The organism is Lysinibacillus sp. F12, from assembly GCF_057773605.1.
This window is the reverse complement of the sequence record NZ_JBYMLP010000003.1, coordinates 751871-776581: the sequence shown is the minus strand read 5'-3', so window position 1 is coordinate 776581 and position 24711 is coordinate 751871. Positions and strand designations below refer to the sequence as shown.

At 36.5% G+C, this 24711-nt stretch carries 25 protein-coding genes, 1 pseudogene and 2 riboswitches; of the genes and pseudogenes, 16 read left to right on the top strand and 10 right to left on the bottom strand.

Annotation, left to right across the window (positions count from 1 at the left end; genetic code table 11):
- Positions 1 to 168: 168 nt before the first annotated feature.
- Positions 169 to 2523, bottom strand: coding sequence for a M13-type metalloendopeptidase (locus tag AC3CH7_RS17755; protein WP_012294688.1), 2355 nt, complete (start codon positions 2521 to 2523; stop codon positions 169 to 171).
- A gap of 426 nt (positions 2524 to 2949) precedes the next feature.
- Positions 2950 to 2996, top strand: a riboswitch (PreQ1 riboswitch).
- Between the two features lie 122 nt (positions 2997 to 3118).
- Here AC3CH7_RS17755 and queF point away from each other — a divergent pair.
- The 6 genes from queF to AC3CH7_RS17725 all read left to right on the top strand — a co-directional run bounded on the left by queF (position 3119) and on the right by AC3CH7_RS17725 (position 7653).
- Positions 3119 to 3619, top strand: a complete 501-nt coding sequence (gene queF / locus AC3CH7_RS17750) for a preQ(1) synthase (RefSeq protein ID WP_031418567.1) — start codon at positions 3119 to 3121, stop codon at positions 3617 to 3619.
- 22 nt (positions 3620 to 3641) lie between these two features.
- Positions 3642 to 3685, top strand: a riboswitch (PreQ1 riboswitch).
- A gap of 53 nt (positions 3686 to 3738) precedes the next feature.
- On the top strand, positions 3739 to 4398 hold the full coding sequence (gene queC / locus AC3CH7_RS17745; protein ID WP_012294686.1) for a 7-cyano-7-deazaguanine synthase QueC: 660 nt from the start codon (positions 3739 to 3741) through the stop codon (positions 4396 to 4398).
- Between the two features lie 2 nt (positions 4399 to 4400).
- The gene (gene queD, locus AC3CH7_RS17740; protein WP_012294685.1) at positions 4401 to 4874 is read left to right on the top strand and encodes a 6-carboxytetrahydropterin synthase QueD; all 474 of its coding nucleotides are present in this window, start codon (positions 4401 to 4403) and stop codon (positions 4872 to 4874) included.
- Positions 4867 to 5595, top strand: coding sequence for a 7-carboxy-7-deazaguanine synthase QueE (queE, locus tag AC3CH7_RS17735; protein ID WP_036161829.1), 729 nt, complete (start codon positions 4867 to 4869; stop codon positions 5593 to 5595). Before queD ends, queE begins: the two co-directional genes overlap by 8 nt.
- Positions 5596 to 5640: 45 nt before the next feature.
- Positions 5641 to 6180: a VUT family protein gene (locus AC3CH7_RS17730; protein WP_012294683.1), complete on the top strand. Its 540-nt coding sequence runs from the start codon at positions 5641 to 5643 to the stop codon at positions 6178 to 6180.
- A 1080-nt stretch (positions 6181 to 7260) separates the two neighbouring features.
- Complete coding sequence (locus AC3CH7_RS17725) at positions 7261 to 7653, top strand: RidA family protein (protein ID WP_012294682.1); 393 nt, start codon at positions 7261 to 7263, stop codon at positions 7651 to 7653.
- 367 nt (positions 7654 to 8020) lie between these two features.
- Here the strand turns inward: AC3CH7_RS17725 and AC3CH7_RS17720 are convergent.
- The 4 genes and pseudogenes from AC3CH7_RS17720 to AC3CH7_RS17705 all read right to left on the bottom strand — a co-directional run.
- Positions 8021 to 8305, bottom strand: a pseudogene (locus AC3CH7_RS17720) (IS5/IS1182 family transposase); the annotation flags it as partial.
- Between the two features lie 305 nt (positions 8306 to 8610).
- The gene (locus AC3CH7_RS17715) at positions 8611 to 8856 is read right to left on the bottom strand and encodes a hypothetical protein (protein ID WP_012294680.1); all 246 of its coding nucleotides are present in this window, start codon (positions 8854 to 8856) and stop codon (positions 8611 to 8613) included.
- A gap of 229 nt (positions 8857 to 9085) precedes the next feature.
- Positions 9086 to 10129: a DUF418 domain-containing protein gene (locus tag AC3CH7_RS17710; protein WP_488381689.1), complete on the bottom strand. Its 1044-nt coding sequence runs from the start codon at positions 10127 to 10129 to the stop codon at positions 9086 to 9088.
- A gap of 89 nt (positions 10130 to 10218) precedes the next feature.
- Positions 10219 to 11163 (bottom strand): helix-turn-helix transcriptional regulator, encoded by a 945-nt coding sequence (locus tag AC3CH7_RS17705; RefSeq protein WP_488381688.1) that lies wholly within the window; start codon positions 11161 to 11163, stop codon positions 10219 to 10221.
- A 101-nt stretch (positions 11164 to 11264) separates the two neighbouring features.
- Between AC3CH7_RS17705 and AC3CH7_RS17700 the strand changes: the two genes are divergently transcribed.
- Positions 11265 to 11795 carry a dihydrofolate reductase family protein gene (locus tag AC3CH7_RS17700; protein WP_036166404.1) on the top strand — a complete coding sequence of 177 codons (531 nt, stop codon included), beginning with the start codon at positions 11265 to 11267 and terminating at the stop codon, positions 11793 to 11795.
- Positions 11796 to 11930: 135 nt separating this feature from the next.
- On the opposite strand, the gene AC3CH7_RS17695 is transcribed toward AC3CH7_RS17700, so the two are convergent.
- Together AC3CH7_RS17695 and AC3CH7_RS17690 are read right to left on the bottom strand one after the other, a co-directional pair.
- A complete protein-coding gene (locus AC3CH7_RS17695) occupies positions 11931 to 12302 on the bottom strand; it encodes a hypothetical protein (RefSeq protein ID WP_488381687.1) in 372 nt (123 codons plus the stop codon).
- A 164-nt stretch (positions 12303 to 12466) separates the two neighbouring features.
- Positions 12467 to 12808, bottom strand: a complete 342-nt coding sequence (locus AC3CH7_RS17690) for a hypothetical protein (RefSeq protein WP_488381686.1) — start codon at positions 12806 to 12808, stop codon at positions 12467 to 12469.
- 320 nt (positions 12809 to 13128) lie between these two features.
- Between AC3CH7_RS17690 and AC3CH7_RS17685 the strand changes: the two genes are divergently transcribed.
- Positions 13129 to 13674 carry an AAA family ATPase gene (locus AC3CH7_RS17685; protein ID WP_488381685.1) on the top strand — a complete coding sequence of 182 codons (546 nt, stop codon included), beginning with the start codon at positions 13129 to 13131 and terminating at the stop codon, positions 13672 to 13674.
- Between the two features lie 17 nt (positions 13675 to 13691).
- Here AC3CH7_RS17685 and ku read toward each other — a convergent pair whose 3' ends face one another.
- Positions 13692 to 14513, bottom strand: a complete 822-nt coding sequence (gene ku / locus AC3CH7_RS17680; protein ID WP_012294673.1) for a non-homologous end joining protein Ku — start codon at positions 14511 to 14513, stop codon at positions 13692 to 13694.
- Positions 14514 to 14620: 107 nt separating this feature from the next.
- Here ku and AC3CH7_RS17675 point away from each other — a divergent pair, with 107 nt between their 5' ends.
- Entirely contained in the window at positions 14621 to 16438 is a 1818-nt protein-coding gene (locus AC3CH7_RS17675; RefSeq protein WP_197149558.1) for a DNA ligase D, read from the top strand.
- A gap of 51 nt (positions 16439 to 16489) precedes the next feature.
- Here the strand turns inward: AC3CH7_RS17675 and AC3CH7_RS17670 are convergent, their stop codons facing one another.
- A complete protein-coding gene (locus AC3CH7_RS17670; RefSeq protein WP_198695940.1) occupies positions 16490 to 17452 on the bottom strand; it encodes an MBL fold metallo-hydrolase in 963 nt (320 codons plus the stop codon).
- A 136-nt stretch (positions 17453 to 17588) separates the two neighbouring features.
- On the opposite strand from AC3CH7_RS17670, the gene AC3CH7_RS17665 reads away from it, so the two are divergent.
- From AC3CH7_RS17665 to AC3CH7_RS17635, 7 genes are all read left to right on the top strand, one after another.
- Positions 17589 to 19064 carry a methyl-accepting chemotaxis protein gene (locus AC3CH7_RS17665; protein WP_200990369.1) on the top strand — a complete coding sequence of 492 codons (1476 nt, stop codon included), beginning with the start codon at positions 17589 to 17591 and terminating at the stop codon, positions 19062 to 19064.
- Between the two features lie 188 nt (positions 19065 to 19252).
- Positions 19253 to 19726, top strand: a complete 474-nt coding sequence (locus AC3CH7_RS17660; RefSeq protein WP_012294669.1) for a GNAT family N-acetyltransferase — start codon at positions 19253 to 19255, stop codon at positions 19724 to 19726.
- A gap of 46 nt (positions 19727 to 19772) precedes the next feature.
- On the top strand, positions 19773 to 20432 hold the full coding sequence (locus AC3CH7_RS17655; RefSeq protein WP_488381684.1) for a hypothetical protein: 660 nt from the start codon (positions 19773 to 19775) through the stop codon (positions 20430 to 20432).
- Positions 20433 to 21171: 739 nt separating this feature from the next.
- Positions 21172 to 21690 (top strand): PadR family transcriptional regulator, encoded by a 519-nt coding sequence (locus tag AC3CH7_RS17650; protein ID WP_031417221.1) that lies wholly within the window; start codon positions 21172 to 21174, stop codon positions 21688 to 21690.
- Positions 21691 to 21846: 156 nt separating this feature from the next.
- The gene (locus AC3CH7_RS17645) at positions 21847 to 22968 is read left to right on the top strand and encodes an ABC transporter permease (RefSeq protein WP_488381683.1); all 1122 of its coding nucleotides are present in this window, start codon (positions 21847 to 21849) and stop codon (positions 22966 to 22968) included.
- Positions 22969 to 23682, top strand: a complete 714-nt coding sequence (locus AC3CH7_RS17640) for an ABC transporter ATP-binding protein (RefSeq protein WP_447402373.1) — start codon at positions 22969 to 22971, stop codon at positions 23680 to 23682.
- 31 nt (positions 23683 to 23713) lie between these two features.
- The gene (locus AC3CH7_RS17635; protein WP_488381789.1) at positions 23714 to 24031 is read left to right on the top strand and encodes a heme oxygenase; all 318 of its coding nucleotides are present in this window, start codon (positions 23714 to 23716) and stop codon (positions 24029 to 24031) included.
- Positions 24032 to 24267: 236 nt separating this feature from the next.
- Here AC3CH7_RS17635 and AC3CH7_RS17630 read toward each other — a convergent pair whose 3' ends face one another.
- Positions 24268 to 24657, bottom strand: coding sequence for a hypothetical protein (locus AC3CH7_RS17630; protein ID WP_012294664.1), 390 nt, complete (start codon positions 24655 to 24657; stop codon positions 24268 to 24270).
- Positions 24658 to 24711 lie beyond the last annotated feature (54 nt).

Genomic DNA, 24711 nt, shown 5'->3' with positions numbered 1-24711 from the left:
AAATTTAATGCATGAAATATTGAAACAAAAGACAGAATTTAATCTAAATGTATAGATTAAATCTGCCTTTTTGTTTTAACAGCAACAATCTTAGTAAAGCGCCATACTCTTTCTCTAGACAGTCACTTAACTTTTTTATAGGGATGTAAGAGCTATTGAATTAGCTGTTTACCAGATGGAAACTCGATCTTTCGGAGCTACATACATGCCATCTCCAGGCTTAATTCCATAGGTGTCATAGAATTCCTGGAAGTTTACAATCGTGCGGTTTACCCGAACTTTATTGGATGAATGTACATCATTTTTGCTCAAAATTGCTGCAAATTCTTTTGTTGTTGTGGATTTCCACATTTTTGCATTACTTTCGAAATATGCTTTAAAATCTGGATTACTCATTTGAGAGACAACCTGCAGTGAAGCCGCCATTCCACCTAAATCAGCGCCATTCTCGCTTAATGTAAGCTGACCGTCATTCAAAACACCAGGAATAATCTCAATGGCATTATAAAACTCAATCAGCTTTTGGTTTTTCTCTTCGAATTTCTTAAAGTCTTCTTCTGTCCACCAGTTATTTGCATTTCCATTTTCGTCGTATGCAGATCCATTGTTATCAAATGCATGGCTGATTTCATGACCAATAATCATGCCAATGGCACCATAATTTTCTTCAGGTTTAGCGTTAATATCATAAAAAGGCGCTTGAAGAATACCAGCAGGGAACGTAATTTCGTTATTAAGAGGATTGTAAAAAGCATTAACGGTATAGACACTCGTTACCCATGCCGTTCTATCTACTGGTTTTCCTAGCTTAGCTTTTGTGTTATCAATGTATGCTTTGGTTACTGTGAAGGTATTAGAAAATAGCGAACCACCTTCGTCATATGTCTTGATAGTTACTTTATCTAATGTCGTATCCCACTTATCTGGGTAACCGATTTTAACAATCATTGTATCCAGCTTTTTAATTGCTTTAGCTTTTGTTGTTTCTGACATCCAATCAAGGGATTTGATTCTTTCCTCATACGTAGCAATTAACTTATCTACCATTTGTTCAACATCTTTTTTAGCTTTTGGTGAAAAATGTTCTTCGGCGAACAGTTGCTCCAAGTATCCGCTCATTGTGCTAGTTGTCTTAGCTATTGCGATTTCCTTATCTGTTTTTACGCCTGAAACTCCATATAACGTTGCAGAAAACTCATTAGCAGCATCTCCGAATTCATCTGACAACAGACCGCCAGTTGCCATAAGGAGCTGCAATTTAGAGTAAGCTTTCAGCACATTAAGATTCTTTTCATTCAAGAGCTCCGCGCCTTTTTGCGCCAGCTTCACATCAAATACGATGACTTTATCAACACTGTCAACTTTCATCGAATTTAAAACTTGTTTCATATCTACTGTTTTGAACATGCTGTTAAATTGCTCGATTGTATAAGGGTTATAGTATTTCTTAACGTCGCCTTGTTCATGAGGGTCAAGTGATACGGAAGCTAAGCTTTTTTCCATTTCATAAATTTTCTCTGCTAGAGCAATTGCCGTAGATTCTTTTTCGCCCGATAGTACTAATAGTCTGGTCATATACTGAATATAGGCTTTTTTCGCGTTAGAGTCTTCAGTTACAAAACTGTTCTTATCCAAACCAGTAGCTAACCCAGTGTAATACAAAGCATTTTCACTGCTATTCTTTGCATCGTTCATAATGGCAAAGCTGAATAGTGAGCTTATACCTAATTCTTTCTCCAAATGAAGATCTGCTTGCACAAGTTCAGCAAGAGTTTTAGCTTCATCAATTGCTTTTACATATGTTTGAATGGGCTCAATTCCTTGTTTATTTCTATTGTTTGTATCCAATGCTGTCGAATAGAAATCGGCAATTTTCTGCTCTTTTGATCCTTTTGCAAATTGTTTGCCAGAGAGCTCATCTATTATCTTTTCGATTTTATCAGTATTCTGTTTTTGAAGCTCAGAAAATCCGCCGCCCATGATTTCTCCGACTGGAATAGTCGATTTATTTAACCATTCCTTATTGATGGCTTCATAAAAATCATCGTTTAAATGGGAACCTTTAAGTGTCCATATTCTGGCAATCAGGTTTTGGAATTCATCGATAGTAATTTCTTCATTTGCTCCTAATGTACCGTCAGGGTTGCCTGTCAGTATGCCTGCTTTAGTCAGTTTATCGATATCTTTCTTAGCCCATGTAGGTACATCAGTATACTCAACTCCAAATGTGCCACTGCGAAGATCATTTCCAACAGGCTTTGGCAATTCGCCGAATGCTCTGCTCAACATAACTAAAGCTTCAACTTTCTTCGCTGGCTCATTTTCTCGTAAATCTTTGTTTTTAGAGCCTTGTATAATTGCCTCCTTATTTAGTCCTGGTTGATAGGTATCTGCAGCTATCAACAAGGTTTTAACAATTTCTCCTCTTGTCGCAGGTGGTGACTTTTCATCAGCATACACCGCTACACTTACGGACAGGACCATTATGACGGTCATGAGTAAGGATAAAAACTTCTTTTTCATGTTCGTGCTCCTTCACAGTAAATTTGTATAAATTAAGGTAATTGGGTAGATTTTAGAATTTCTACCATTTGTCCATTGTAGTTGATTTATTTCAGTTTGAAAATATGTTAGGAGCTTTTTCATTTTAAGGGAGCATTATCTAGCTAATTTTGCGCTAATAGAGCTGAGAAAGGTCACTTCTAACCGACTATAATAGTATTACTTTAGAGTGGATTATAGGATTTAAGTAATACTACACTCAGGTTTTATTTTTTACGAATAGTAATGAAACTATGCCCAGCTAAGATTTTATGAGCTGCTAAAATATAGCCTAGAATGACAGTGTAATTTCAGAAGAAGCAATTCAGGGATTTTGTATGAAAAAATCTATTTGACGTTTCGTACTATTTTTCGTATTATATGGAGGAAAAGAATGCCCGAACTTGATCGGGAGAGGTTCATAGCTGATACCCTCTATAAAAAACTATGGAAACATGACAATTTGCCATGTCCATATCGGACGTGGCTTTTTTATGTTTAGACGTATGTTTTAATAGATGAATTGGTAAAGCCTCTCTTGAAAGTGTTGGGAAACATTTTACAAGGAGGTTTTTTTATGTCTGGTCGAAGTCATGAAGAAGGACTAAAGGATTTAACATTATTAGGTAATCAAGGAACGAACTATTCATTTGAATATGCACCTGAGGTATTGGAGGCAGTAGATAATCTTCATTCCAATCGCGATTATTTCGTTAAGTTTAATTGTCCAGAGTTCACTAGTTTATGCCCGCTTACCAATCAACCTGATTTTGCAACGATGTACATCTCGTATATTCCAGACAAAAAAATTGTAGAGAGTAAATCACTAAAGTTGTATTTATTCAGTTTTAGAAATCACGGTGATTTCCATGAAGATTGCGTTAACATCATTATGAATGACTTAATTACATTGCTTGACCCTCGATATATCGAGGTTTGGGGGAAGTTTACGCCACGTGGGGGGATTTCAATCGATCCGTGGTGTAACTATGGGAAGCCAGAGACTAAATATGAAGAAATCGCAAATTACCGTTTAATGAACCATGACCTTTATCCAGAAAAAATTGATAATCGATAACGAGAAATTAGTTAGTCCAATCAAAAAAGAGGTTTTTAGCTACCCTCTTAAAAAAACTAAGGAGAAAGCAGCACCTTTTCTTAGCGTGCTGTTTTTTCCATCAAAGGGAGTTTTTATAGATGAAGCAGGAGAAAGCAATTGTTGTATTTAGTGGAGGTCAGGATAGTACAACTTGTCTGTTTTGGGCAAAAGAACGTTTTGCAGAGATTGAGGCCGTGACTTTTAATTATGGACAAAGACATCGCCTTGAAATTGAATGTGCGGAACAGATAGCAGAGGAGCTTGGTATTAAGCATCACATACTTGATATGACCCTCTTAAATCAGCTTGCTCCGAATGCATTGACACGACAAGACATTAAAGTGGAAGACGGTCAAAATGGTGAGCTTCCATCGACATTTGTACCTGGACGAAACCTTCTTTTTCTTTCATTCGCTGGTGTTTTAGCAAGTCAAATAGGAGCCAAGCATATTGTAACTGGTGTATGTGAAACGGATTTCAGTGGATATCCGGATTGCCGAGATGTTTTTATTAAGTCCTTGAATGTAACGTTAAATTTATCGATGGATAATTCCTTTGTGATTGATACACCGTTAATGTGGCTCAATAAAGCGCAGACATGGGAGCTTGCCGATCAGTTTGGGGCTCTAGAATTTGTTCGGGAAAGAACATTGACTTGCTATAACGGAGTAATCGCAGATGGTTGTGGGGAATGCCCCGCATGTAAACTGCGAAAAAAAGGGCTTGATGAGTATCTAAGCTATAGGAAGGAGTTTTAAGCATGTCAGATTTTAAAATCGTCGATAAGCTCCAAAAAATAGGGGTAGATATCCAAAGTAATCAATTGAACTATCATGCTAAGCGTGTGCTTGTAAGCAAAGAATTTACCTTCGATGCTGCTCATCATTTACATCATTATGAGGGCAAATGTAAAAACCTACATGGCCATACTTATCGTGTTGTATTGGGACTTAGTGGATATACAGATGAACGCGGCTTGATGATTGATTTTGGTGATATCAAAAGAATATGGAAACAAAAAATTGAGATTCATCTGGATCACCGTTATTTAAACGAAACGCTTCCACCTATGAATACTACAGCAGAAAATATAGTTGTTTGGATTTACGATACCATGGTAGTGGCCTTGCGTGATGAGCAAAGAAATAATGGTGCGCGTGTAGAATTTATCAGACTATATGAAACTCCAACAAGCTATGCAGAAGCGAGACGGGAGTGGATGGAAGTTGAGTAAGATACCTGTTATCGAGATCTTTGGACCGACAATTCAAGGCGAGGGAATGGTAGTGGGCCAAAAGACCATGTTTGTAAGAACGGCTGGCTGTGATTATTCTTGTTCGTGGTGTGATTCGTCGTTTACGTGGGACGGTAGCGGAAAGCATCTTATTGTTCAAATGACAGCGGAAGAGATTTGGGCAGAGTTGAAGCGTCTTGGGGGTAATGGCTTTTCATATGTTACGATTTCAGGCGGCAATCCTGCACTTTATGCTAATTTAGAGGCGCTTATTGCCATTTTAAAAGAAAACAACATAAAGGTTGCGGTGGAAACACAAGGAAGTAGGTGGCAGAACTGGATGTACGACATTGATGAATTGACCATTTCTCCCAAGGCGCCTAGTTCAGGTATGACAACAGAGTATTCAGTGTTGGTGGATATTTTTGGAAAACTTAGATTGCGAAATAGTCATCACCATATTTCTCTAAAAATAGTCGTTTTTACTCAAGAGGATTACGATTTTGCTAAACAAATTCACCATCAATTTCCAACTATCCCCTTTTATCTTCAAGTCGGCAATGATGATCTCACAACGAATGACAATTCGCGATTAATGAAAAATTTACTAGATAAATATCATGCACTGATTGATAGCGTGTTGAAAGATGAAGAATTAAAGGATGTTAAAGTATTGCCACAGTTGCACACTCTTGTATGGGGAAATAAAAGAGGTGTATAGTGTGCCATTACGAAATGTCTATAAATGTATTAGAGGAGTACCAGAATGAGAATTTTATTTTATTTATTATCGATTATCATCGCTAATGTGGTAACAGCAGCATTTGCGCCATTACAGTTTGGGATGTTTATTGTTCCAATGGGGACGCTTTTAATAGGGGCGACCTTTATTTTCAGGGACCTTGTGCAAAATAAATATGGTAGAACAAAGACATATTTCTTTATCGTTACAGCTTTAATTTTATCAGCAGTAGTGTCATTCATACTCGGGGATACACTTTTAATTGTGGTAGCATCGGCTGTCTCATTTGTTGTGGCTGAAACAGCTGATACAGAAATCTATAGTCGACTGAAATTACCAATGGCTTGGCGAGTGCTTTACAGTGGAATCGTGGGAGGGTTTTTGGATTCTGCAATCTTTGTAGTCATTGGATTGAGTCCACTTGGAGCTAATATATTGCCTTGGGAAGCAGTACCTGCCGCTATTGTAGGACAAATTATAGTGAAGACGATTATACAAATGTTCGGAGCCCTAATTCTTGGTCAAGTGGGATCATTAAAAGAAAAACGTCTTATTTCAGGTTAATTCTTTGTAGAAGAGGGCTACTCGTTTTCTGTGGGAAAAGTGAGTAGCCTGCAAAGAATAATCGTTATAACACATTGACATTTTCCATTTTAATACCAAATTGAAATCTAGTATGCTACAATCTTGTTTAAAGACAGGAGGTTTAGGATTTGAATAATTATAATAATGGAGATATTATATTTAGTTTATTTTCGATAGTAGGACTGTTGTTTTACATAATTCCGATTATTTTTATAATTTGGTTTGCTATTAGTACGATTAGGCAACTAAAAAGACAAACAAAATTATTAGAAGAAATGAAAGACAGTATAAATTATATCAATGGACATCCGACACGTAGTAAATGATAATGCCCTAAAAACTATAAAAAACGATGAAAAAAAACAGGTACTCGAATGAGACCTGAATTTTTTAGAACGGTAATCGCTATGAACTTGGGGATGGAATAAAGGGTTTAGGGTTTAGTCACATTAGTGTTCATAGCGATTCCCCCCTTACAAAACATATCATTTACTTATTTTGTAAATTGTATACCTTACTTGATGTAAAAAGAAAAGAATATCATGCCAGTACATATAAGCGCACTTCAATCATGGTTTATGCTTACGGCACCTATTGGAAGTTTGTTGAAAAATTGTAGAGGATGATATGGTATTCTGTGAATGAACACGCATAATAACCAAAAAACTAGGTACTCCACAAAGAGAGTACCTAGTTTTAATTGTGAAAAAAGGAAGGGCCACTTGGGATGGAGTAACCCTAGTAACAATTTCGGAGGTGTAAGGCTAATTTAGCTTTACACTATTAAGTATATGTTAGATTCGCTATGTTTAAATAGTTAATTGCCTCAGAGTCTTAAAAAGAAAATTCTTAATAATTTCAGTTATAAATTGAAAAAGAGGGATAGAAATGGTAATATGGCAATAACTTTAGGTAAAGGGGAGAAAGCTTATGAAAAAAAGATCTATCCGTTTTTTAAGCATGGGCATTGGATTCTCCACTGCTGTTTTTTTCTAGAATAGTTGAACAAGGGATAAGTCTGCACTTTTTTAGAAAAAAAGAACCTAAAGGAGATTCAACATGAAATCAAAACTAGTGCGTAAAAACCCAATACAGGCACCAAAGCCTGTAGGGAAATATAGTCATGTCACAATTATTCCAAAAGATGCAACAATGTATGTTTTTTCTGGTCAAATTGGTTTGGACCAAGATGATCAATTACCACAGACATTAGAGGAACAAATAACAAATACCTTTTATCATATTGAAACGATTTTAGCTTCAGAGGGAATTGATGCCTCTCACATTGTAAAGGTCAATATTTGGGCTACAGAGGAAATAGATTGGGATTATTTCGACGAGCAATGGCAAGGTATGTTTGGCGATTCCTATCCATCAATGACCATAGCCTATGTATCAGCACTAGGTTTGCCAGAGATTAAAATAGAGCTTGATATTTGGGCTGCTAAATGATTTGATGATTTGTCATTATCGTTTATACCCTTAAAAGTTCATTTTACGAAGACAGTTGGAAGGAAGGGCTATTCCGCCACCGAAAACAGACCATCCACCGTGAAGATTGCTTGCTTAACTTTATTTCATTGTAAAATTTAAAAACGAATATATCCTTTGAATATTGTCGTTTCAGACTGTAGACAAAAGCCGTCGAGAAGTTCATTCTCGATGGCTTTTGTCATTTTTCTTTCTCTTTCATATTCAATATTTGGTATATCATTGCTGTATCCAACATCCTCTTCGAGCATAGATGCTCTCTTAAGCTGTCTGCCATGTCCAAGTAGCTAGTTTCTTTAAATTAATGGCAGCAAAAGTAAGCATCGCCTGCATGGAAAGAATAGGCAAGCTGTTTCGTACGTTCATCCTTCACGTAATAGCCACTTTCAGGATCTGTCGTACTTTCCTTTATTTCTTTCCATTCTTCCTTTTCAAACTTCTTCAGGGGAAAGGGCTTTTTTCCGTGTTCCTCACGATCCATATTTACCTCTAATTGAAGCTTCTCTTCATAAGCCCGTGTTTCTTTTCGCACAACCTTTTTATCATCCTTCCGTTTATTCGCACTCGCTTTCACATGCGTGGAATCGATAAATAAATGTTCTGCATGGAGAATTTACTTTTCAACACCCTATGTAGATAAAAGTAAGTACTTTATGTAGAAGTTGATGGGAACGAAGGGCGGCGACTCCTGCGGGAAAAGCGGGAAAGTCGAGATCCTGGACTGAGCGAAGCGAGGGAAGCAGCTCGACCCCGCCCGCGGAAAGCGTCCGCCCGTAGTGGAAATCAACAGCTTTACTTTATTTCATTGTAAAAGAAAAAAGACTGTAAGCAAACTCTCAAATTTTTTGAGTTTGTCTACAGTCTGAGACGACAATATCCTTTGAATATTGTCGTTTTTTTTACGTTCATGGCTACATTTTACCGAAGCATTCTTTTTAATTGCTTCATTTCATAATTTAAATCGTCAATTTGCTTTTGCAGTTTATCAATATCATTATTTTTACCTTGGTTCTCTTGTAACTCATCTTCCAAGGCAAGACCTGCTGCAATGGTCGCTAGTGCATCACCAAGTGTTGTGATGGCTCCCGCAATAACAGCCAGCTTAGCAGCTTGACTCACTGACTCAGCTCCTTCACTATTCCGATAGCCTTTGTTATTTTTCATAAAATCCTCCCTGCAAAAAAGGGTATTATATGTATAGTATGCATGCTGTAAGAGACAGGTGCAGAACCATGGTGACTAGCAGCCAAAAAAGGTCACTTATTTTTCAATAAGTGACCAAAAAAAATGGGGATGTGTATCTTCCTGAAGATATGAGCAAAGATGGAAAGCGAGTAGGGTACATTACCAATATATGACGTTTTGCTTTATGCTGATAGGTATATATCCTTGGCTAAAAATCTTTTCTTTTTCTAAGGGGAGGGACTGTCCAATAGGTCCCCATTCGCCACAGCCACTCCAGTGGTCCGAAGCGGAAATAGTGTAACCATAGCTTACTGAAGATTAATTGTAAAACGTAAATACCTAGACAAATCCATAGTGACTCGAGGAATCGAATTTGCCCAATTAGTTGAAATGTATGACCGATTATTAAAATGAGTGCAGTTTGCCCTAAATAATTTGTTAGGGCCATGCGTCCATACGCCTTTAATGGTGATAATAGTCGTTGGAATAATACACTTTGTAAACATAGGATAATAACCCCCATGTAAAAAGCGGAAACAAATGGGCTAAACTGTAGTCCAATTAACGCAAATTGCTCCATATTAGTAATATGCTCTTCCAGTTGAATTTTGGATAAATGATTGATATTAACATTGGCTGTAGGGACATAGTGCCACTGATAAAGCCAGCTAACTATGCTAACACAGAACATTACAATCGTCACTAGCATTATTTTTTTTCGATGTACAGAGATGTTTTCAAATAGGCGGTATTGTCCAGCAGTTAAACCTAGCAAAATTAGTGGGAAAGGCATGAGGATCTTTATCCCAAAATAAGCTGACAGGGCTAATAGAATGATCCCAACTATTAAATTGATTTCTTTCCGTACTTTATAAAAAGGTAAGGCTAAAAAACCAAAGATGGCATAGACAGTTAATGCTTCTCCTGGTTGAAAATAGAAATGGATAAGCCCCATTAATAATAATAGTAAAAGTCTGCGACTAAATAATACATAGGCTCTATCATTTCTAGCCATTGCACGCGAAAGAAAAAGATAAAATCCTATGCCAAATAAAAAAGAAAAAATAATAAAAAATTTACCCTCTATAAAAAGCGTGAGAAATCGACTATAGGCAATATCACTAGCTATTTGTGGTGGTGCAATCCACATCAATGCAGGGATATTCACTAAAATAATGCCAAGTAAGGCAAACCCTCTTAAATAATCTAAAGTATCAATACGTTTGTTGTTGTCGGTTGGTTGCAACGTCATCTCCTCCTTACAACCAAGTATAAGGTCGTTTCCTAAAAATTAGTAACGAAGAATGTTACGTGAATCTTACAAAATCGTCATATTTGGAATTAGCTTTCTATAAGGTATGTCGCTAATATAGCATGAGCATGTTGACGCAAAAGCTGAATTAATTCAGGTGGTTCTTTGACAATCGCATCCGGACCTAGGCGATAAAAAAAGGGGCTAATAAAGTGAATCTCTCCTTGGTCAATCATTGTATTGATATAGCCAGTTCCATCACTATGACCAACCACCACCTTCTCGAAATTTGGCTCACTTCTGCATTGTCGTACACCTTCTCTTGTTAATTCGACATACAAGCGTATTGGCTGCTGAGGTTCATGGGGACTCTCTAGCCATTGCTGTAAATGAACAGATGTCTCATAGCCTTTATCGCTTTTATTCATTGAATGAATGCGATCAACTCGAAATAGAAGGATTTTCTCTGTTTGTAAATGAATAGCAGGCATATACCACAAGCCATCATGCGCATACACGCCAATAGGATGGACATGCTTAGTTGTGATGCCTGATTTTGATTCATATTGAATGTCTAATTGTAAATGGTTAATAACCGCTTCTAATACGTCTGATAATAGAGGTGTAGAAATAGCGCGTTTAGGATTCCAAAAGGCAATATAGGATTGCAGACTATCTACCTTTTTTTGCGCCTCTTTCTGTAACGATTCATATAGTTTTTGTGAAACAGACTTCATTTCCGTATTAAATGGTAAATCACGATAATATTGCAGAGATTGGAACGCAAAGAAAATAGCAACCGCTTCTTCCTCTGTAAATAAAATAGGGGGAAGAATGGCACTTGAAAGCACTGTATATCCACCATTTCTTCCTTGCTCTGCGTAAATTGGCAGCCCCATATCACTTAAATCTAACAGGTAACGATGCACTGTTCTTACAGAAATGTTGAAGGCATCGGCAATTTCCTGGGCTGTAAATTGCTTTTTAGCGCTGACAAATAACAAAATATCAATTAATCGTTTAGCCTTGGACATATTCTTTCACCTTTTTTAATTAATCATGTCAATAGTTGTCATGTTTTATGTTTAGTATATACATTGTACGAAAGATTTTCAAAAGAAGAGGAGCTGACATGATGTCACGAGAAATAGTGGTATTTATCGGAATAAGTTTAGATGGGTTTATAGCTAAAGAAAATGATGACTTACAATGGCTGGAAGAAACAGAGGGGGAAGGGGATAATGGCTATGCTGATATGTATCAAACCATCGATACGATTATTATGGGGAAACGAACATATGATTATGTCAAAGAGCATCTCGATACATTCCCTTATCCTGATAAGAAATGTTATGTGTTCACCAAATCTCAAACAGGGAAAGATGAGCATGTGGAATTTGTCCAAGGGGATGTTGTGGCGTTCACTAAGAAATTAAAACAACAATCAGGCGCAAAAATTTGGATGGTCGGTGGAGCTCATATATTGGATGCTTTTTTACAGGAGCAGTTGGTTGATGAATGGATTATCACCATTACCCCGCATTTATTAGGGGCAGGTATTCCATTATTTAAACAACCGCGTCCATTTGAAGATTTAAAGCTACTCGAGACAAAGCGATACGGTCAAATGGTCCAAATGCATTATCAGGTGAGAAAAGAAGAGTAAGGTAGTACGGATTAAAAGGAAAGGATAGATGAAGAAAATCTATCCTTTTTTTCATGGAATAATAAGTTGCTTATTATGAAAAAGAACTTGCTTGACTCTGTATCTGTTATGTTAACAAGACCAGCCTCAATCGGTTCATCTTGTTTTTAATTGCATAAAAATATTCACTAATATAACTAATAATGGGTGCATGATAAATGCTATGGCTATTTGAGCATAAGAAGCGCCAAAATATTCAGCATCGGTATCGAAAAGAAAGGTGTTCAGCATCGTAAATAGCATTAATACAGCTATTAGAGTGTAGCGAATGGCATTTTGAGAGCCAATAATTGAGCCATACACAAATAACAGTGTGGAACTAAATAGGAGTACATGTAGAATCATGGCTTCATCAATTGTATATGAAACGGGTATATCAGAAGTAATCAATAACCGATAAGCGAAGGCCCCTAGTAAAACAAACGTGCCAAATAAAAGTAATAGATTAGAAATTAAATTTTCTCTCATTGTCTCACCTTTTATTAAAATTTAGGTGTTAGTTTGGTTGCAAATCCTTTTTAAAAGACCTGCACAGCAAACAGTACAATCCGTTTTGAATTGGCAACAATATTAATTACTTAACAAAAACAACATATTCGTACCATTGGTTTAGAAAAACAAGCAAAGAGTATTTAATCCTTTTGCTTATGTTTGATTGCTAAATGTAATGAGAAACTTATCCCAATGGTCATTATTATAGAAAAAATAATCGTGAACATTTCTTTATAATAGATGGATATAATAGCCATGATAATTGAACTGATGATAAGGGCTACACGTAATAATATAGCGGTTTTTTCACTTGGATTAAAAAAATCTTGAAGAATAGCAAATAAATAAGCGAATCCGAAAAATAGAATGTACTCATAAACCAACACAGGCTCAACAGAATCTGGAATTCCTAAATATAGGGCTTGAATTATGAGAATAAATAACGCTATATATTTTAAATATTTATAGGAGTTTTTTGACAAATGATCACCCTTTTTTATAATAGATTAACATTTTTAAACAAGTGTTGGTTATCAAAGCTATTATTTTAAAAATTTAGTATATTCAGTAAGGAATGTTCTTTCCATTTGGATAAAAGGAGACAATTTGAAGTGAATGATAAGAGATATTACAGATTAAACTTAGCGTTCATTGGTGTTGTTTCATACCTGAGATTCATAATCAGAAGGATTATAATAGGTTTGTACATTGTTTTGGATATTGGGTGGGTTCATGTATGGTCCTCCTATTTTATTGTATAATAAATGGACATTTCTACAAGGATACAGAGGGGGATACTACAATGTCATTGGAACTTCCGCGAAAAATACATATTATTGGCTCTGTTGGTAGTGGGAAAACAACATTAGCACGTTCATTATCCAAAATGCTTCAGCTTTCTTTTCATGAATTAGACAATGTAGTTTGGATTCGTAAACAATCGGGGGATATTAGAAGGACGGAGCAAGAGAGACAGGAATATCTACAATGTATTATCCAAACAGACGGGTGGATTATTGAAGGAATCCATCAGGAGGAATGGGTGACACAAAGCTTCCAGCAAGCGGATTGTATTATCTTTCTAGATACGCCTTATAAAATTCGTACTGCTCGGATTATAAAGAGGTTCGTCAAACAAAAAATAGGAATCGAAAAAGCCCATTATCAGCCAACTTTTTCGATTTTTTTTAAAATGTTTCGATGGAATAAACGTTTTGAAGAGGTGGGGAAGCCACAATTTTTTACAAAAAGGGAAGATCTATTAGATAAAGTATTATTAGTTCAGCACCAAAAGGATGTAGACAATTATTTTCGTCAGTTTCAATCAATAAAAAGCGTATCCCGATGAGTGGATACGCTTCATTTTTAGGCATTTTTCTTTGTGCGTGTTGTACGCTTTCTTGTAGTAGGCTTTTTCGTTTTATCTAAGGATGCCTGTAGCGCAGTCATTAAATCTGTGACATTATCGGGAACTGGTCGTTGTTGATCGTTCGTAGCTACCGTATTGGTTGCTTTTTTCTCTTCGATTAAGTCCAGCAATGCATTCCGATAATCGTCTGTATATTTCTCTGGGTTAAATGTGGTAGTTAATTGGTCGACCAGCATCAGAGCTGTCTCTAACTCCTTTGGTACAACGTCCTGCTCACTTGGAATATTCGGGACATCCCCGACACTCCTCACCTCATCAGGATAATGAATGGTCTCCATCACGAGTGCATTTTGATACACTCGCACAACAGCAAGCTGTTCTTTTGAACGAATAATGATTTTAGCAATGCCGATTTTGCCAGATTGCTCTAATGTTTTACGCAATAATGAATAGGCTTTAGCACCAGTAGAATCAGGGGATAGGAAATAGGTGCGTTCAAAATAAATCGGATCGATTTCCGTCAATTGTACAAAATCAATAATTTCTACGGCTTTATCTTCATTTTCTTTCCGTAAGTTTTCTAAATCCGCTTGATCCAGTACGACAAATTTATTTTTTGTATATTCATAAGCTTTTACAATGTCCTCATCTTTTACTTCTTGATTGCACCCCTCGCAAACCTTTTTATAGCTAATCGGTGTATGGCATTCCTTATGGAGCTGTCGCAGTTTAATATCTTTATTTTCCGTAGCGGCATGAAGCTTTACTGGGATATTGACAAGTCCAAAGGAAATGCTTCCTTTCCATACTGTATGCATACAAATGTCACCTCTTTTTCTTACTATGATATTTTTTGCAGTATTTTATGTATTGTAAATCGAAATCATCAAACACTGTAGATAAAAAGCAAGGTAGGTATTGTGACATGAAACCAATGCTTTTAACGGAAGCAAATGAAATTCCAATAGGGGATGACTGGCTTTATGAAACGAAATATGATGGCTTTCGATGCCTCTTAATATGGGATGAGCAACCGATACTTATTAGTAGGAACGGGCGCAATTTAAATCATTCGTTTCCTGAAATTATAGATTATTGTCACCAAATACATGCTTCAGTGAAAGCATTTTTACCACTCATTTTTGATGGGGAGCTTGTGTATTTAAGCAATCCATATAAAAGTGAATTTTCTGTTGTCCAGCAAAGAGGGAGAATGCAAAATCAAGATGTCATTGCAAAGCATGCTCAAGCCTTCCCCATGAGGCTTCTCGTGTTTGATATGTTAATGATCAAAGGGGAATCGTTTAGCAACCGTTATTTAAAAACTCGTAAAGAGCAATTGGCAAAGCTAGCAGCAAAGGTAAAGCTTCCCAATGTAGATGATCAAGATGGAAAGGTCATACAAATTGTGCAGGCTAAGGAGGAAAGTAATATTTTATGGCAGGCGATTAAGGTCTATAATGGGGAGGGCATGGTTGCCAAGAAGAAAACTAGTAAATGGCTGGATAACACACGCTCAAGCCATTGGTTGAAAATTAAAAACTGGCGTTATGTGACAGTCATTGTGACGCAATATGATCATAGTAATGGCTATTTCCAAGGTTCCATTTATGACGGAGGAAATTTACGAGAGGTTGTTACATTTAAACATGGCATGAAGGAGGAAGAGCATCAAACACTCGTTGCTTTTTTTCAGGCTCAAGGGCAACGTAAGAAAGAATTGTGGGAGTTAGAGCCTTCTATTTGTGTTGATATTGCCTGCATAGATTTTGATGGTAGTAAGCTCCGAGAACCAAAATTTCATGCCTTTCGATTGGAATTAACACCAGATATTTGCCAATGGCAGCATATGCAGCGACAGCTGTTTCCTATTCCTGAAACAGTTCCTATAACACATCCTGATAAACCTGTATGGCCAGAAATAGGTGTAACAAAGGATCATTATTTATCGTACTTACAAAGTGTTTCGCCCTATTTATTGCCATTTCTTCAAGATCGCCCATTAACTTTAATACGCTATCCACATGGTGTTCCTGGGGAAAGCTTTTATCAAAAAAGTAGACCAGATAAATTACCTGATTTTGTAGGCACAGCGATGATGGATGAGATTGATTATATGGTCTGTAATAATCTTGAAACATTGTTATGGCTGGGCAATCAATTAGCATTAGAGTGGCATATTCCATTTCAAACACGACAAACTATGAATCCGACAGAGATTGTCTTCGATTTAGATCCCCCTTCAACGGACCATTTTTCTTTGGCGATTGCAGGGGCACTAGATTTAAAAGGAATTATTGATTATTTTCAGCTACAATCATTTGTCAAAACTTCAGGCGGGAAAGGGTTACAGCTCTATATCCCGTTACCAGCAAATAAATTTACCTATGAGGAGGTTCGCGTTTTTACTGAATTTGCTTGTCGTTTTTTATGCCAACAAAAGCCACATTTATATACAATCGAGCGATTTAAAAAAAATCGCCATAATAAATTATATTTAGATTATGTGCAGCATGCTGAAGGTAAGACGATAATTGCCCCTTATTCCACTCGTGGAAATGAATTAGGCTTAGTCGCAACGCCACTCCATTGGGAAGAGGTTAATGACGATTTAAAACCCTATTATTTTTCGATTCCTGCTGTTATGGAGCGAATGAAGAAAATAAGCAATCCCTTTAAATACTTTCGTGAAGTAGGGGAACAACAGGACTTTCAAGCAGTTTTAGATCGTATAAATGAATAATGCTCATCAGGTCAAGAAGTATTGTAAGCTACTTCTTGACCCTTTTTATGATTAAAGTGTAACCTGTGCTTTCACTTTTTCTAAATAATCCAATATTCCCATCGCTGACACAATCGTATCGAATGGAATGGTTTGATAGACAGGGTGGTCGGGTGATAGACCATTTGCTTGTAAGTAGCTAAATAACAGCTCCCTTAATCGAGCATCTAAATCGCGAATTTGTTCCTGGAGCTGGCTGGATGCTCCTTGTGCTTTACGGCCTTCTTCTAAAAAAAGAGGTGTCCAATAACGTACTTGACGATAGGCCTCTGCTGGATTTTTATAAGCTCCATAATGGCCAAAATATAATTCGCTTGCCTGTAGCTTTTCGTACAATTGAATGGAATGCTCCATCGTTTCAGGATTGTATTGATTTGGGGAAGTGGAAGGTATGATTAGATCAATTGCTTCACCGTCCATTTCTGGGTAACGTACACCTGTTGTATCCCCAACAAAAAGACCGTTAGTAGCGGAATAAAGCATAGAAACATGATGTTTTGCATGGCCCTCTGTATGATAAAACGTTAAATGATGTTGTCCTAAATGGAGTTGTTGTTCATGACTTACTTCTATAATTCGGGCTGCATCGATCGGCACAATCGGATGAAAAAGGCGGTCAAATTCGGTCCCATAAACGCCTTTAGCGCTGGAAATGAGTCTTCCCGGATCGATCATATGGGCCGACCCTCTAGGATGAACAACTAATTTAGCATGAGGGCAGCTCTGTAAAAATAAGCCTGCACCACCGGCATGGTCTAAATGAATATGTGTCACAATGACGTAGTGAATATCCTCTAAAGCGATATTTAATTCCTTTAATCCTTCCATAATGTATGGAACGGATGGACTAGCAGACGTTTCAATTAAGGTTATTTTTTCATCAATTAATAGATAGGAGCTTGTTCGTTGCTCTCTATTTAGATCATGTGTATCAATACAATAAAAATTTGCGGCGATTTGTTGGACTCTGCTCAAAAGAATTCCCCCTTTAATTTCAATAATGTGAAGTATATGCTCTAAAAGTCAATTTTTAGCTACAAAAAGTAGTAGTTATACTATATAATAATAGAAAATCAAACTGAATGTCCATTCATTTTTTAGGGGGATCATTATGGAGAACAAAATTCGTTATGATACAAGGAAAGTGCACCGAGTTAATTTGGCAATAATATCGATTTTAGCCATTCTAATTTGTGGACCTATGATTATATCAAAAGGAATACTATTTTTATTTGTCGGACTAGCCGTTATCGCCTTAGCTATATGCAATTATTTTTTGCCGATAAAAGCTTATGTAAAAGGGTTTATCTTTGGTCTTATTCCATCAAGTATAGTGTTTACATTATTTTTGCTAGATAGTTTTTCATTGAATAAACATTATATTTTGCTGTGCACCATTGCCATTATCGCGCTTTATTTTAAAAAGGAATTAATTGTGTTTTTTGGGTTGCTAACTAACATTAGCTTTATCATTTTATATTTGGTCAATTCTTCATCTTTATTAGGGCCCTTTGATGACATCATTGTTTTCATCACGCTTCTAGCGATTATGAACGGTGTCATTATTGCTTTTTATTTACTTGCTAAATGGGGGAATGAGCTTATTAAACATGCTGAAATTCAGCAAAATGAAGTCCAAGCTTCTTTCAATCAATTACAAAATACATTCCAGGAAATCGAGAAAAGCAGTCAGGCTTTGGACGAACATGTGACGCAATTCCAGCAAACCATGCAAAGTATTTCTGGCTCTAGTAAACAAATATTATTAGCCACTGAGGATATTTCTGCCAGTATTCAGCAAGAGGCTTCTAGTTTGCAAATGATTCATGTCACTATGAGTGATTCTGTTCATTTTGTAAATGAAACGTTGACGATTTCAAAGGACACAGTGGAGAAATCTACTGAACTTCAGCAAGAGGTTTTGGCAGGATGGGCTAAAATGCAGGACGCGATGGCTCAAATGAGCGTGATGAGTCATGCCATGAGCTCAACCGGAGAAACCGTCAACGAGCTTCAATTCAGTTTGCAAACGGTGGATAGCTTGCTACAGGGGATCACACATATTGCGCAGCAGACAAATTTATTGGCACTAAATGCAGCCATTGAAGCTGCTAGGGCGGGGGAACATGGTAAGGGATTTGCTATTGTAGCGGAAGAGGTACGAAAGCTAGCGGAGGAAAGTGCTGCCATTACGGTCAGTATTACGAATGTGACGAAAACGTTGTTTGAGAAAGCGACGGAGGCTCATCAACGTTCTGATGATGGTGAAAAAGCATTACAGCACGGGGAACAGCTTTTACAGGATGTCAGTTATTTCTTTAATAGTTTAAAGGAATCATTTACGCAAACGAATACAGACTTGACAAGGGGGATGCACGAATTAAGCAGTGCCATCTTACAATTTGAGGCAATCCAATCTCAAATTGAAAAGCTGAATAAAATGACAGAGCAAAATGCATCATCAACAGGTGATATAGTGCATTCAGTGGAGGACGAAAATAAGCTCTTAGTGAAGATGACGGATACGACAAATCGTATTCAGACTTTAAGCGATACATTAAAATCATTGGTTATGGCAAAGGTTTGAAGGAGAGATTGAAATTGAAATAACTGGTAGGTTAAAATAACAGTATGATTAAACATCTTAGATGGAGGGTATAGTGTTGTTAGTCATCTGAGATATCCAAAGGACAAATTAAAGTCATATGCATCGGTAGCTTGACCTACATAACGATGTCCAGTTAAAAGGTGAAGTTGAAAGGGAGGAAGGATACCATGAACATTCGTAGCTTACAGAGTGCAGATTATTATACTTTATTGCCAGTAATTAATGAGTGGTGGGGCGGAAGGAATATGTCAGATAAACTGCCTAAATTATTTTTCGATCACTTTACGAACACAAGCCTCATCATGGAAAAGGATGGCGAGATCATTGGTTTTCTTGTCGGTTTTTTATCACAATCCAACACAAATGAAGCGTTCATTCATTTTGTAGGGGTTCACCCTGATTATAGAAAACAGAATATTGCAAAAAGGTTATATGATGTATTCTTTCATGTGGTGAAACAGTATCACCGTAATATCGTTAAGTGTGTTACATCCCCTATAAACGAAGTATCCATTGCCTTTCACAAAAATTTGGGATTTAGAATGGAGAAGGGTGACAAGGTGATGGATAATATGTCTATCCATAGTGATTATAGCGGCGAAAATCAAGACCGTGTGTTATTTTATAAAATTCTATCGTAATTTCCTTGAATGACCTTGCATATAGTCCCCAATAAGGGGGCTATAGATGTTTATCCAAAAACTATTTACCTTATGGTTTCTTATTTCCATCATTGTTAGTGTCGTCTTTTTCTTTTTTTCCCATACGCCTATTCAAAATGCTGAGAAATCAAATGCGTCTCTATCGCAACCTAGCAACGATGAACTATTAGGTTATATGCAACATTATCAATTTCTTATTAGTGATATTGTCATAGCCCTGCAAAAAGAATCTTATAGCTTTCAATTAGACTATGCTGTCGTGCCAAATGGGAAAATGGAGCTCCTTGTGTCTATACCTGAAACAATCAATCAGCTGTCCAAACAAAAAATAGAGGAAACGATACTTGATTGTATTCAAAAAAATGATTTAAACCCGATATCGTTTCAAATAACAATTAAAAATCTTTATGATCCTGTAGCCACTGACTCGACCAGGCTTAGCTATAATGATGTTATGGCTCATTTATTTGAAACGATGACTGCACAACATGTTGGTGTCTTCAGTATCGACCACACGATGACATCAGAACATGTCCACATCATCATCAATTTAACAGAAGAGAAGGATGATGTAATTCAAAAGGAAGTTCGACAAGTAGCCGAGGATGTTATAAAGCATCATCAATTTGATATACAGCAATTCTATATTGAAATACAAAATAAAATGTTTGCGTACCATAAATGAATAAGGAGATGTGTGCTTCGAGCGCTCATATTCAAATGCCTAGCCTTTGTAGCAAGAAAAGGGATATACCCTTGCCATCGTAACAGGTGTAAAAAGCATCCTAAAGATTTAGGAGCTGCATTTGTAGAAAATCAGCGGTTGATAGTATACATATTTTTTCACGCACTAGCAAGTATATCAAAATAGCATTTAAGTAGTAAAAGGAGACAACGTTTACTGTCTCTTCCTCTACGAAAGCACCTCGCTAATTGAAGAAGAACAGCGACGTTTATTAAACAATCGCGCTCGTTGTCTTAATTAGGGACTGTCACCAAAATGAATTATTTATTCTCGACCTATCTACAATGCATCCATTTTTACATAAACAGAAAAACACCACAAGTTAATAACATACTTATTAATCCCACACCTCGGCCCCTATTATCCACCAAACAACGGATTTAGTGGATGTCTCTTTTCCTTCTTTCCTCTATGCTTTTTTTCATTGACATAAGGACAAAAAGTCCAGCTACGATTAAACCAACTGATATCCAAAGTAACAAATTCATTTTAACATCTCATTTTTTATAGTTTGCTATCTACGAATGGCACCAAATATAGATGTTATTTTTCTAGATAATAAAAGTTCCCTTTCTTTATAGCACCATTAACGGATCAAGCACGAAATTAACACTCAATTGACTACAGATAGAATTTAAGAGAGAATATATAAAGAATGCTGAAAGAAAGGAGGATTTCTGTGGAACATCGCTCACTAATTCTGCTTGGGTTATTAATGGGACAAAGTCAACATGGATATCAAATTAATGAATTTATCGAAAGAAACTTAAGTACAGTTACAGATATGAAAAAGCCAACCGCTTATGCTACTCTGGATAGACTAAATCAAAAGGGTTATATAGATATTCAATTAGTGCAAGAAGGAAATAGACCTACCCGAAAAGTGTACTCTATAAATGAAAGCGGCCGAACGTATTTTTATCAATTATTATTGGATAATCTATCCTCTGCAGAAAGTGTTAATTATCAAGGAGATATTGGGTTAATGTTTATTGATTTCCTTCCTATGGATCAAGCAATCCCGGCCTTGCAAGAACGATTAAAGAAAAACAAAAAACGCATAGATGTATTTAAGGAAACGCCGGCACATGGGATACGTACCGGTGTTAATCTAGCGGTCGAACATAAAATTATTATGCTAGAAGCAGAAATAGTCTTTCTTGAAAAAACTATTCAAAATTTTATTCATTCGGATTAAATAGTATATCCACAAAAAAAGGAACCAAAGAGGGTTCCTTTTTTTATTTGAGACAAAAATAAAATTATATAGTCACGCTTGACTAATCAAAAAGAAACTATTAGAATTCAATTAGTCAAACGTGACTATATATTAATGATAAAGGAGTGTCGTACATTGTTTCTTGCTATGAAAGAATTAAAGTATGGTAAATTACGCTTTCTGATGATTGGCGTTATAACTATTCTAATTGCTTGGCTAGTATTCATACTATCAGGATTAGGTAACGGCCTGTCTACTCTTAGTGCAGCAACCTTTAAAAATATGGATACCGATTATGTAACCTTTGAAGAGGGATCAAGAGCCTCTATGAGCCGATCGTTATTAAGTGAAACATTAACAGGGAAACTAGAAAGCCAACCTAATGTTTCAGCGGTATCAGCAATGGGTGCCACTATGGGAACAGTAACAAATAATTCGAGTTCGAATAAAAATGAAAAAGTAGATATTGCCATTCTAGGAATCAATCCAGGTAGTTTTCTGGAACCTACTGTAGAAGAAGGAAAGCCCCTCGATGCAAATCAGTCTTTGGAAGTAATCGCGAATGATACTTTAAAGAAAAAGGGATTTAAAATTGGTGATACGTTGAAAATAGAAGGATCATTAGAAGAGTTGAAAATTGTCGGGTTTGTAAAAAATGAAACATACAATCATTTACCTGCAATTTTTACTACCTTAGATAAATGGCGCTCCATTCAATTTGCAGCACCTGGTTCTGATAAAGGGATTGAAAAACCTGTAAACGCAATTATGCTGCAAGGGGAGGAAATTGACTCCGAGAAACTAAATCAGGTCTTCAAAAATACTGAAACAGTAACTAAGGCCAAAGCCATACAGGGAATGCCCGGTTATAAAGAAGAGAATGGCACAATTATGATGATGCTTGCTTTCCTTTTGGCCATTTCGGCATTTGTACTGGGGGTATTCTTCTACGTACTTACCTTGCAAAAATCAAATCAGTTTGGCATATTGAAGGCCATCGGCGCCAGCAATCGTTTCCTCGGGAAAGCTATTGTATCCCAAGTATTTCTATTATCATTCATTAGTATTGCAGCAGGAATCTTGTTAACCTATGGGACAGCCCTTATTCTTCCTGATGAAATGCCATTTTCACTTGACCTTAAGTTAGTTGTCCTTTATGCCCTGTTCTTACTTGTCATTTCTATTTTAAGTTCATTAGTTTCAGTTAGGAAAATTACAAAAATAGACCCACTTCAAGCGATTGGGAGGATGGAATAAATGTCAGGTATACAATTAAAAAATGTCTCCAAACTGTATCAACAGGGGGGAAATCAAGTTCTTGCCCTTGATAATATATCCCTAACTGTGGAACAAGGTGAGTTTATAGCTGTTATTGGTCCATCAGGTTCGGGTAAAAGTACCTTTCTTGCCATTGCAGGCGCCTTACTCCAATCATCTGAAGGTGAAGTTATTCTTAACGGCAAAAGCCTTAATCAGTTAAACCAAAAGAACTTAGCTCAATTGCGGCTGGATGAAATAGGATTTATCCTACAAACTAGCAATCTTGTGCCTTATTTAACTGTTCTTGAACAATTACTTGTAGTAAAAAGAATGTCAGGGAAACTTTTAAAACAGGATAAGGAGTATGCAAAGGAGTTATTGCAAAGTCTGGGTTTAACAGAAAAACTGAATAAGTTGCCAGAACAGTTATCTGGAGGAGAACGCCAACGTACGGCAATTGCCCGCGCATTTATAAACAGCCCGTCTATTATTCTGGCAGATGAGCCAACAGCTAGTCTGGATTCAAAAAGAGCTCATGAAGTGGTTCAACTCATAGCTATACAAGCAAAAACAAGAAACAAAGCAGCAATTATGGTTACCCATGACGAACGAATGCTTGAATACTGCGATAAAGTGTATCGAATGGAAGATGGCAAACTTAAACATGATGAATCTTTTAAAAACTTGAAAATTACCTCTACTAAAGGATAGAAATGTTTATAGAAAATTTAGGAGGACTAAGATCATTGTAACAAACAGAATTAAAACGAAATTAGGTTTTGCTGCAAAAATGGCGCCCATGTTCACTAGGTCAGGTCCCTTACAAAAAACAGAAGGTTTTATAAAAGTGGAGGTTTTAATTGCTAAAAATCTAACCGGATTTGATGAACTGAATGTAAATATGTATTGGAACACGATTGAAGACTTTACTCAATGGAAAAATAGCGCTGCTTTTAAAGAAACCCATGCAGGGTCAAATAACACGGAACAGGAATCTCCAATTTTGGGAAGTGAAATTATTTTTTCAGAGGTTGCTTCGGCTTTAGAGCCAATTGCATAATGCTATACAATATTTACTCCACGACCGATTGTGGAGTAAGAAAACATTAGATTCATTTTATTGTTGTAATAAATAGGGTCATTTTTAGTAAAAAGAGGATAGATAGAGCGAATTTTATTTAAGCTCTTCTATCCTTTTAATGTATATACATTTGATGTGTGACATTTACTAAGTTTTTCTATTTAAAAAGCATCAGTTTTAACTTGGACTTGTAATCATTAACTGATTCCTTTTGCTTAATGAATGAAATTTTGAGGAATACATTCACGAACACCAGAATTTCTTAACGAGTTAAATAGGGCTGCACTGATTCTTAATAGAACATGGTTATCAGTGCCATTTTCTAAATCATAGATGACGAAGTAGGAATTATCCACCGAAAAAATACATTTTCGTTCTAAGTCAAACCCAGGTGGTACAGGTGGAAGCTTTAAAACGGGTACAACTACAGGTGTATCTCCTTCTTCTCTAATAAATCTGAAAGTTTGTCGGTCAATCTCATAGATATTTACTGGGTCAATCTCCACACCTTTATCTGGAACTGTAATTTCATCTTCAACTATTAGAAAAAAGCGCTCGTTCCGAAAGTTGAAAAGACTTCTTGCTCCAATTTCAAATGATGCCATTTTATTTTCACCTCCATTCCTATAAATAGGTTATTCGTATGGAATAAGATTCTT

Coding starts and splice junctions, on each gene's coding strand:
- AC3CH7_RS17755 (WP_012294688.1), bottom strand. CDS start 2,523: ATGAAAAAGAAGTTTTTATCCTTACTCATGACCGTCATAATGGTCCTG.
- queF (WP_031418567.1), top strand. CDS start 3,119: ATGTCTGGTCGAAGTCATGAAGAAGGACTAAAGGATTTAACATTATTA.
- queC (WP_012294686.1), top strand. CDS start 3,739: ATGAAGCAGGAGAAAGCAATTGTTGTATTTAGTGGAGGTCAGGATAGT.
- queD (WP_012294685.1), top strand. CDS start 4,401: ATGTCAGATTTTAAAATCGTCGATAAGCTCCAAAAAATAGGGGTAGAT.
- AC3CH7_RS17730 (WP_012294683.1), top strand. CDS start 5,641: ATGAGAATTTTATTTTATTTATTATCGATTATCATCGCTAATGTGGTA.
- AC3CH7_RS17725 (WP_012294682.1), top strand. CDS start 7,261: ATGAAATCAAAACTAGTGCGTAAAAACCCAATACAGGCACCAAAGCCT.
- AC3CH7_RS17715 (WP_012294680.1), bottom strand. CDS start 8,856: ATGAAAAATAACAAAGGCTATCGGAATAGTGAAGGAGCTGAGTCAGTG.
- AC3CH7_RS17710 (WP_488381689.1), bottom strand. CDS start 10,129: ATGACGTTGCAACCAACCGACAACAACAAACGTATTGATACTTTAGAT.
- AC3CH7_RS17705 (WP_488381688.1), bottom strand. CDS start 11,163: ATGTCCAAGGCTAAACGATTAATTGATATTTTGTTATTTGTCAGCGCT.
- AC3CH7_RS17700 (WP_036166404.1), top strand. CDS start 11,265: ATGTCACGAGAAATAGTGGTATTTATCGGAATAAGTTTAGATGGGTTT.
- AC3CH7_RS17695 (WP_488381687.1), bottom strand. CDS start 12,302: ATGAGAGAAAATTTAATTTCTAATCTATTACTTTTATTTGGCACGTTT.
- AC3CH7_RS17685 (WP_488381685.1), top strand. CDS start 13,129: ATGTCATTGGAACTTCCGCGAAAAATACATATTATTGGCTCTGTTGGT.
- ku (WP_012294673.1), bottom strand. CDS start 14,513: ATGCATACAGTATGGAAAGGAAGCATTTCCTTTGGACTTGTCAATATC.
- AC3CH7_RS17675 (WP_197149558.1), top strand. CDS start 14,621: ATGAAACCAATGCTTTTAACGGAAGCAAATGAAATTCCAATAGGGGAT.
- AC3CH7_RS17665 (WP_200990369.1), top strand. CDS start 17,589: ATGGAGAACAAAATTCGTTATGATACAAGGAAAGTGCACCGAGTTAAT.
- AC3CH7_RS17660 (WP_012294669.1), top strand. CDS start 19,253: ATGAACATTCGTAGCTTACAGAGTGCAGATTATTATACTTTATTGCCA.
- AC3CH7_RS17655 (WP_488381684.1), top strand. CDS start 19,773: ATGTTTATCCAAAAACTATTTACCTTATGGTTTCTTATTTCCATCATT.
- AC3CH7_RS17640 (WP_447402373.1), top strand. CDS start 22,969: ATGTCAGGTATACAATTAAAAAATGTCTCCAAACTGTATCAACAGGGG.
- AC3CH7_RS17630 (WP_012294664.1), bottom strand. CDS start 24,657: ATGGCATCATTTGAAATTGGAGCAAGAAGTCTTTTCAACTTTCGGAAC.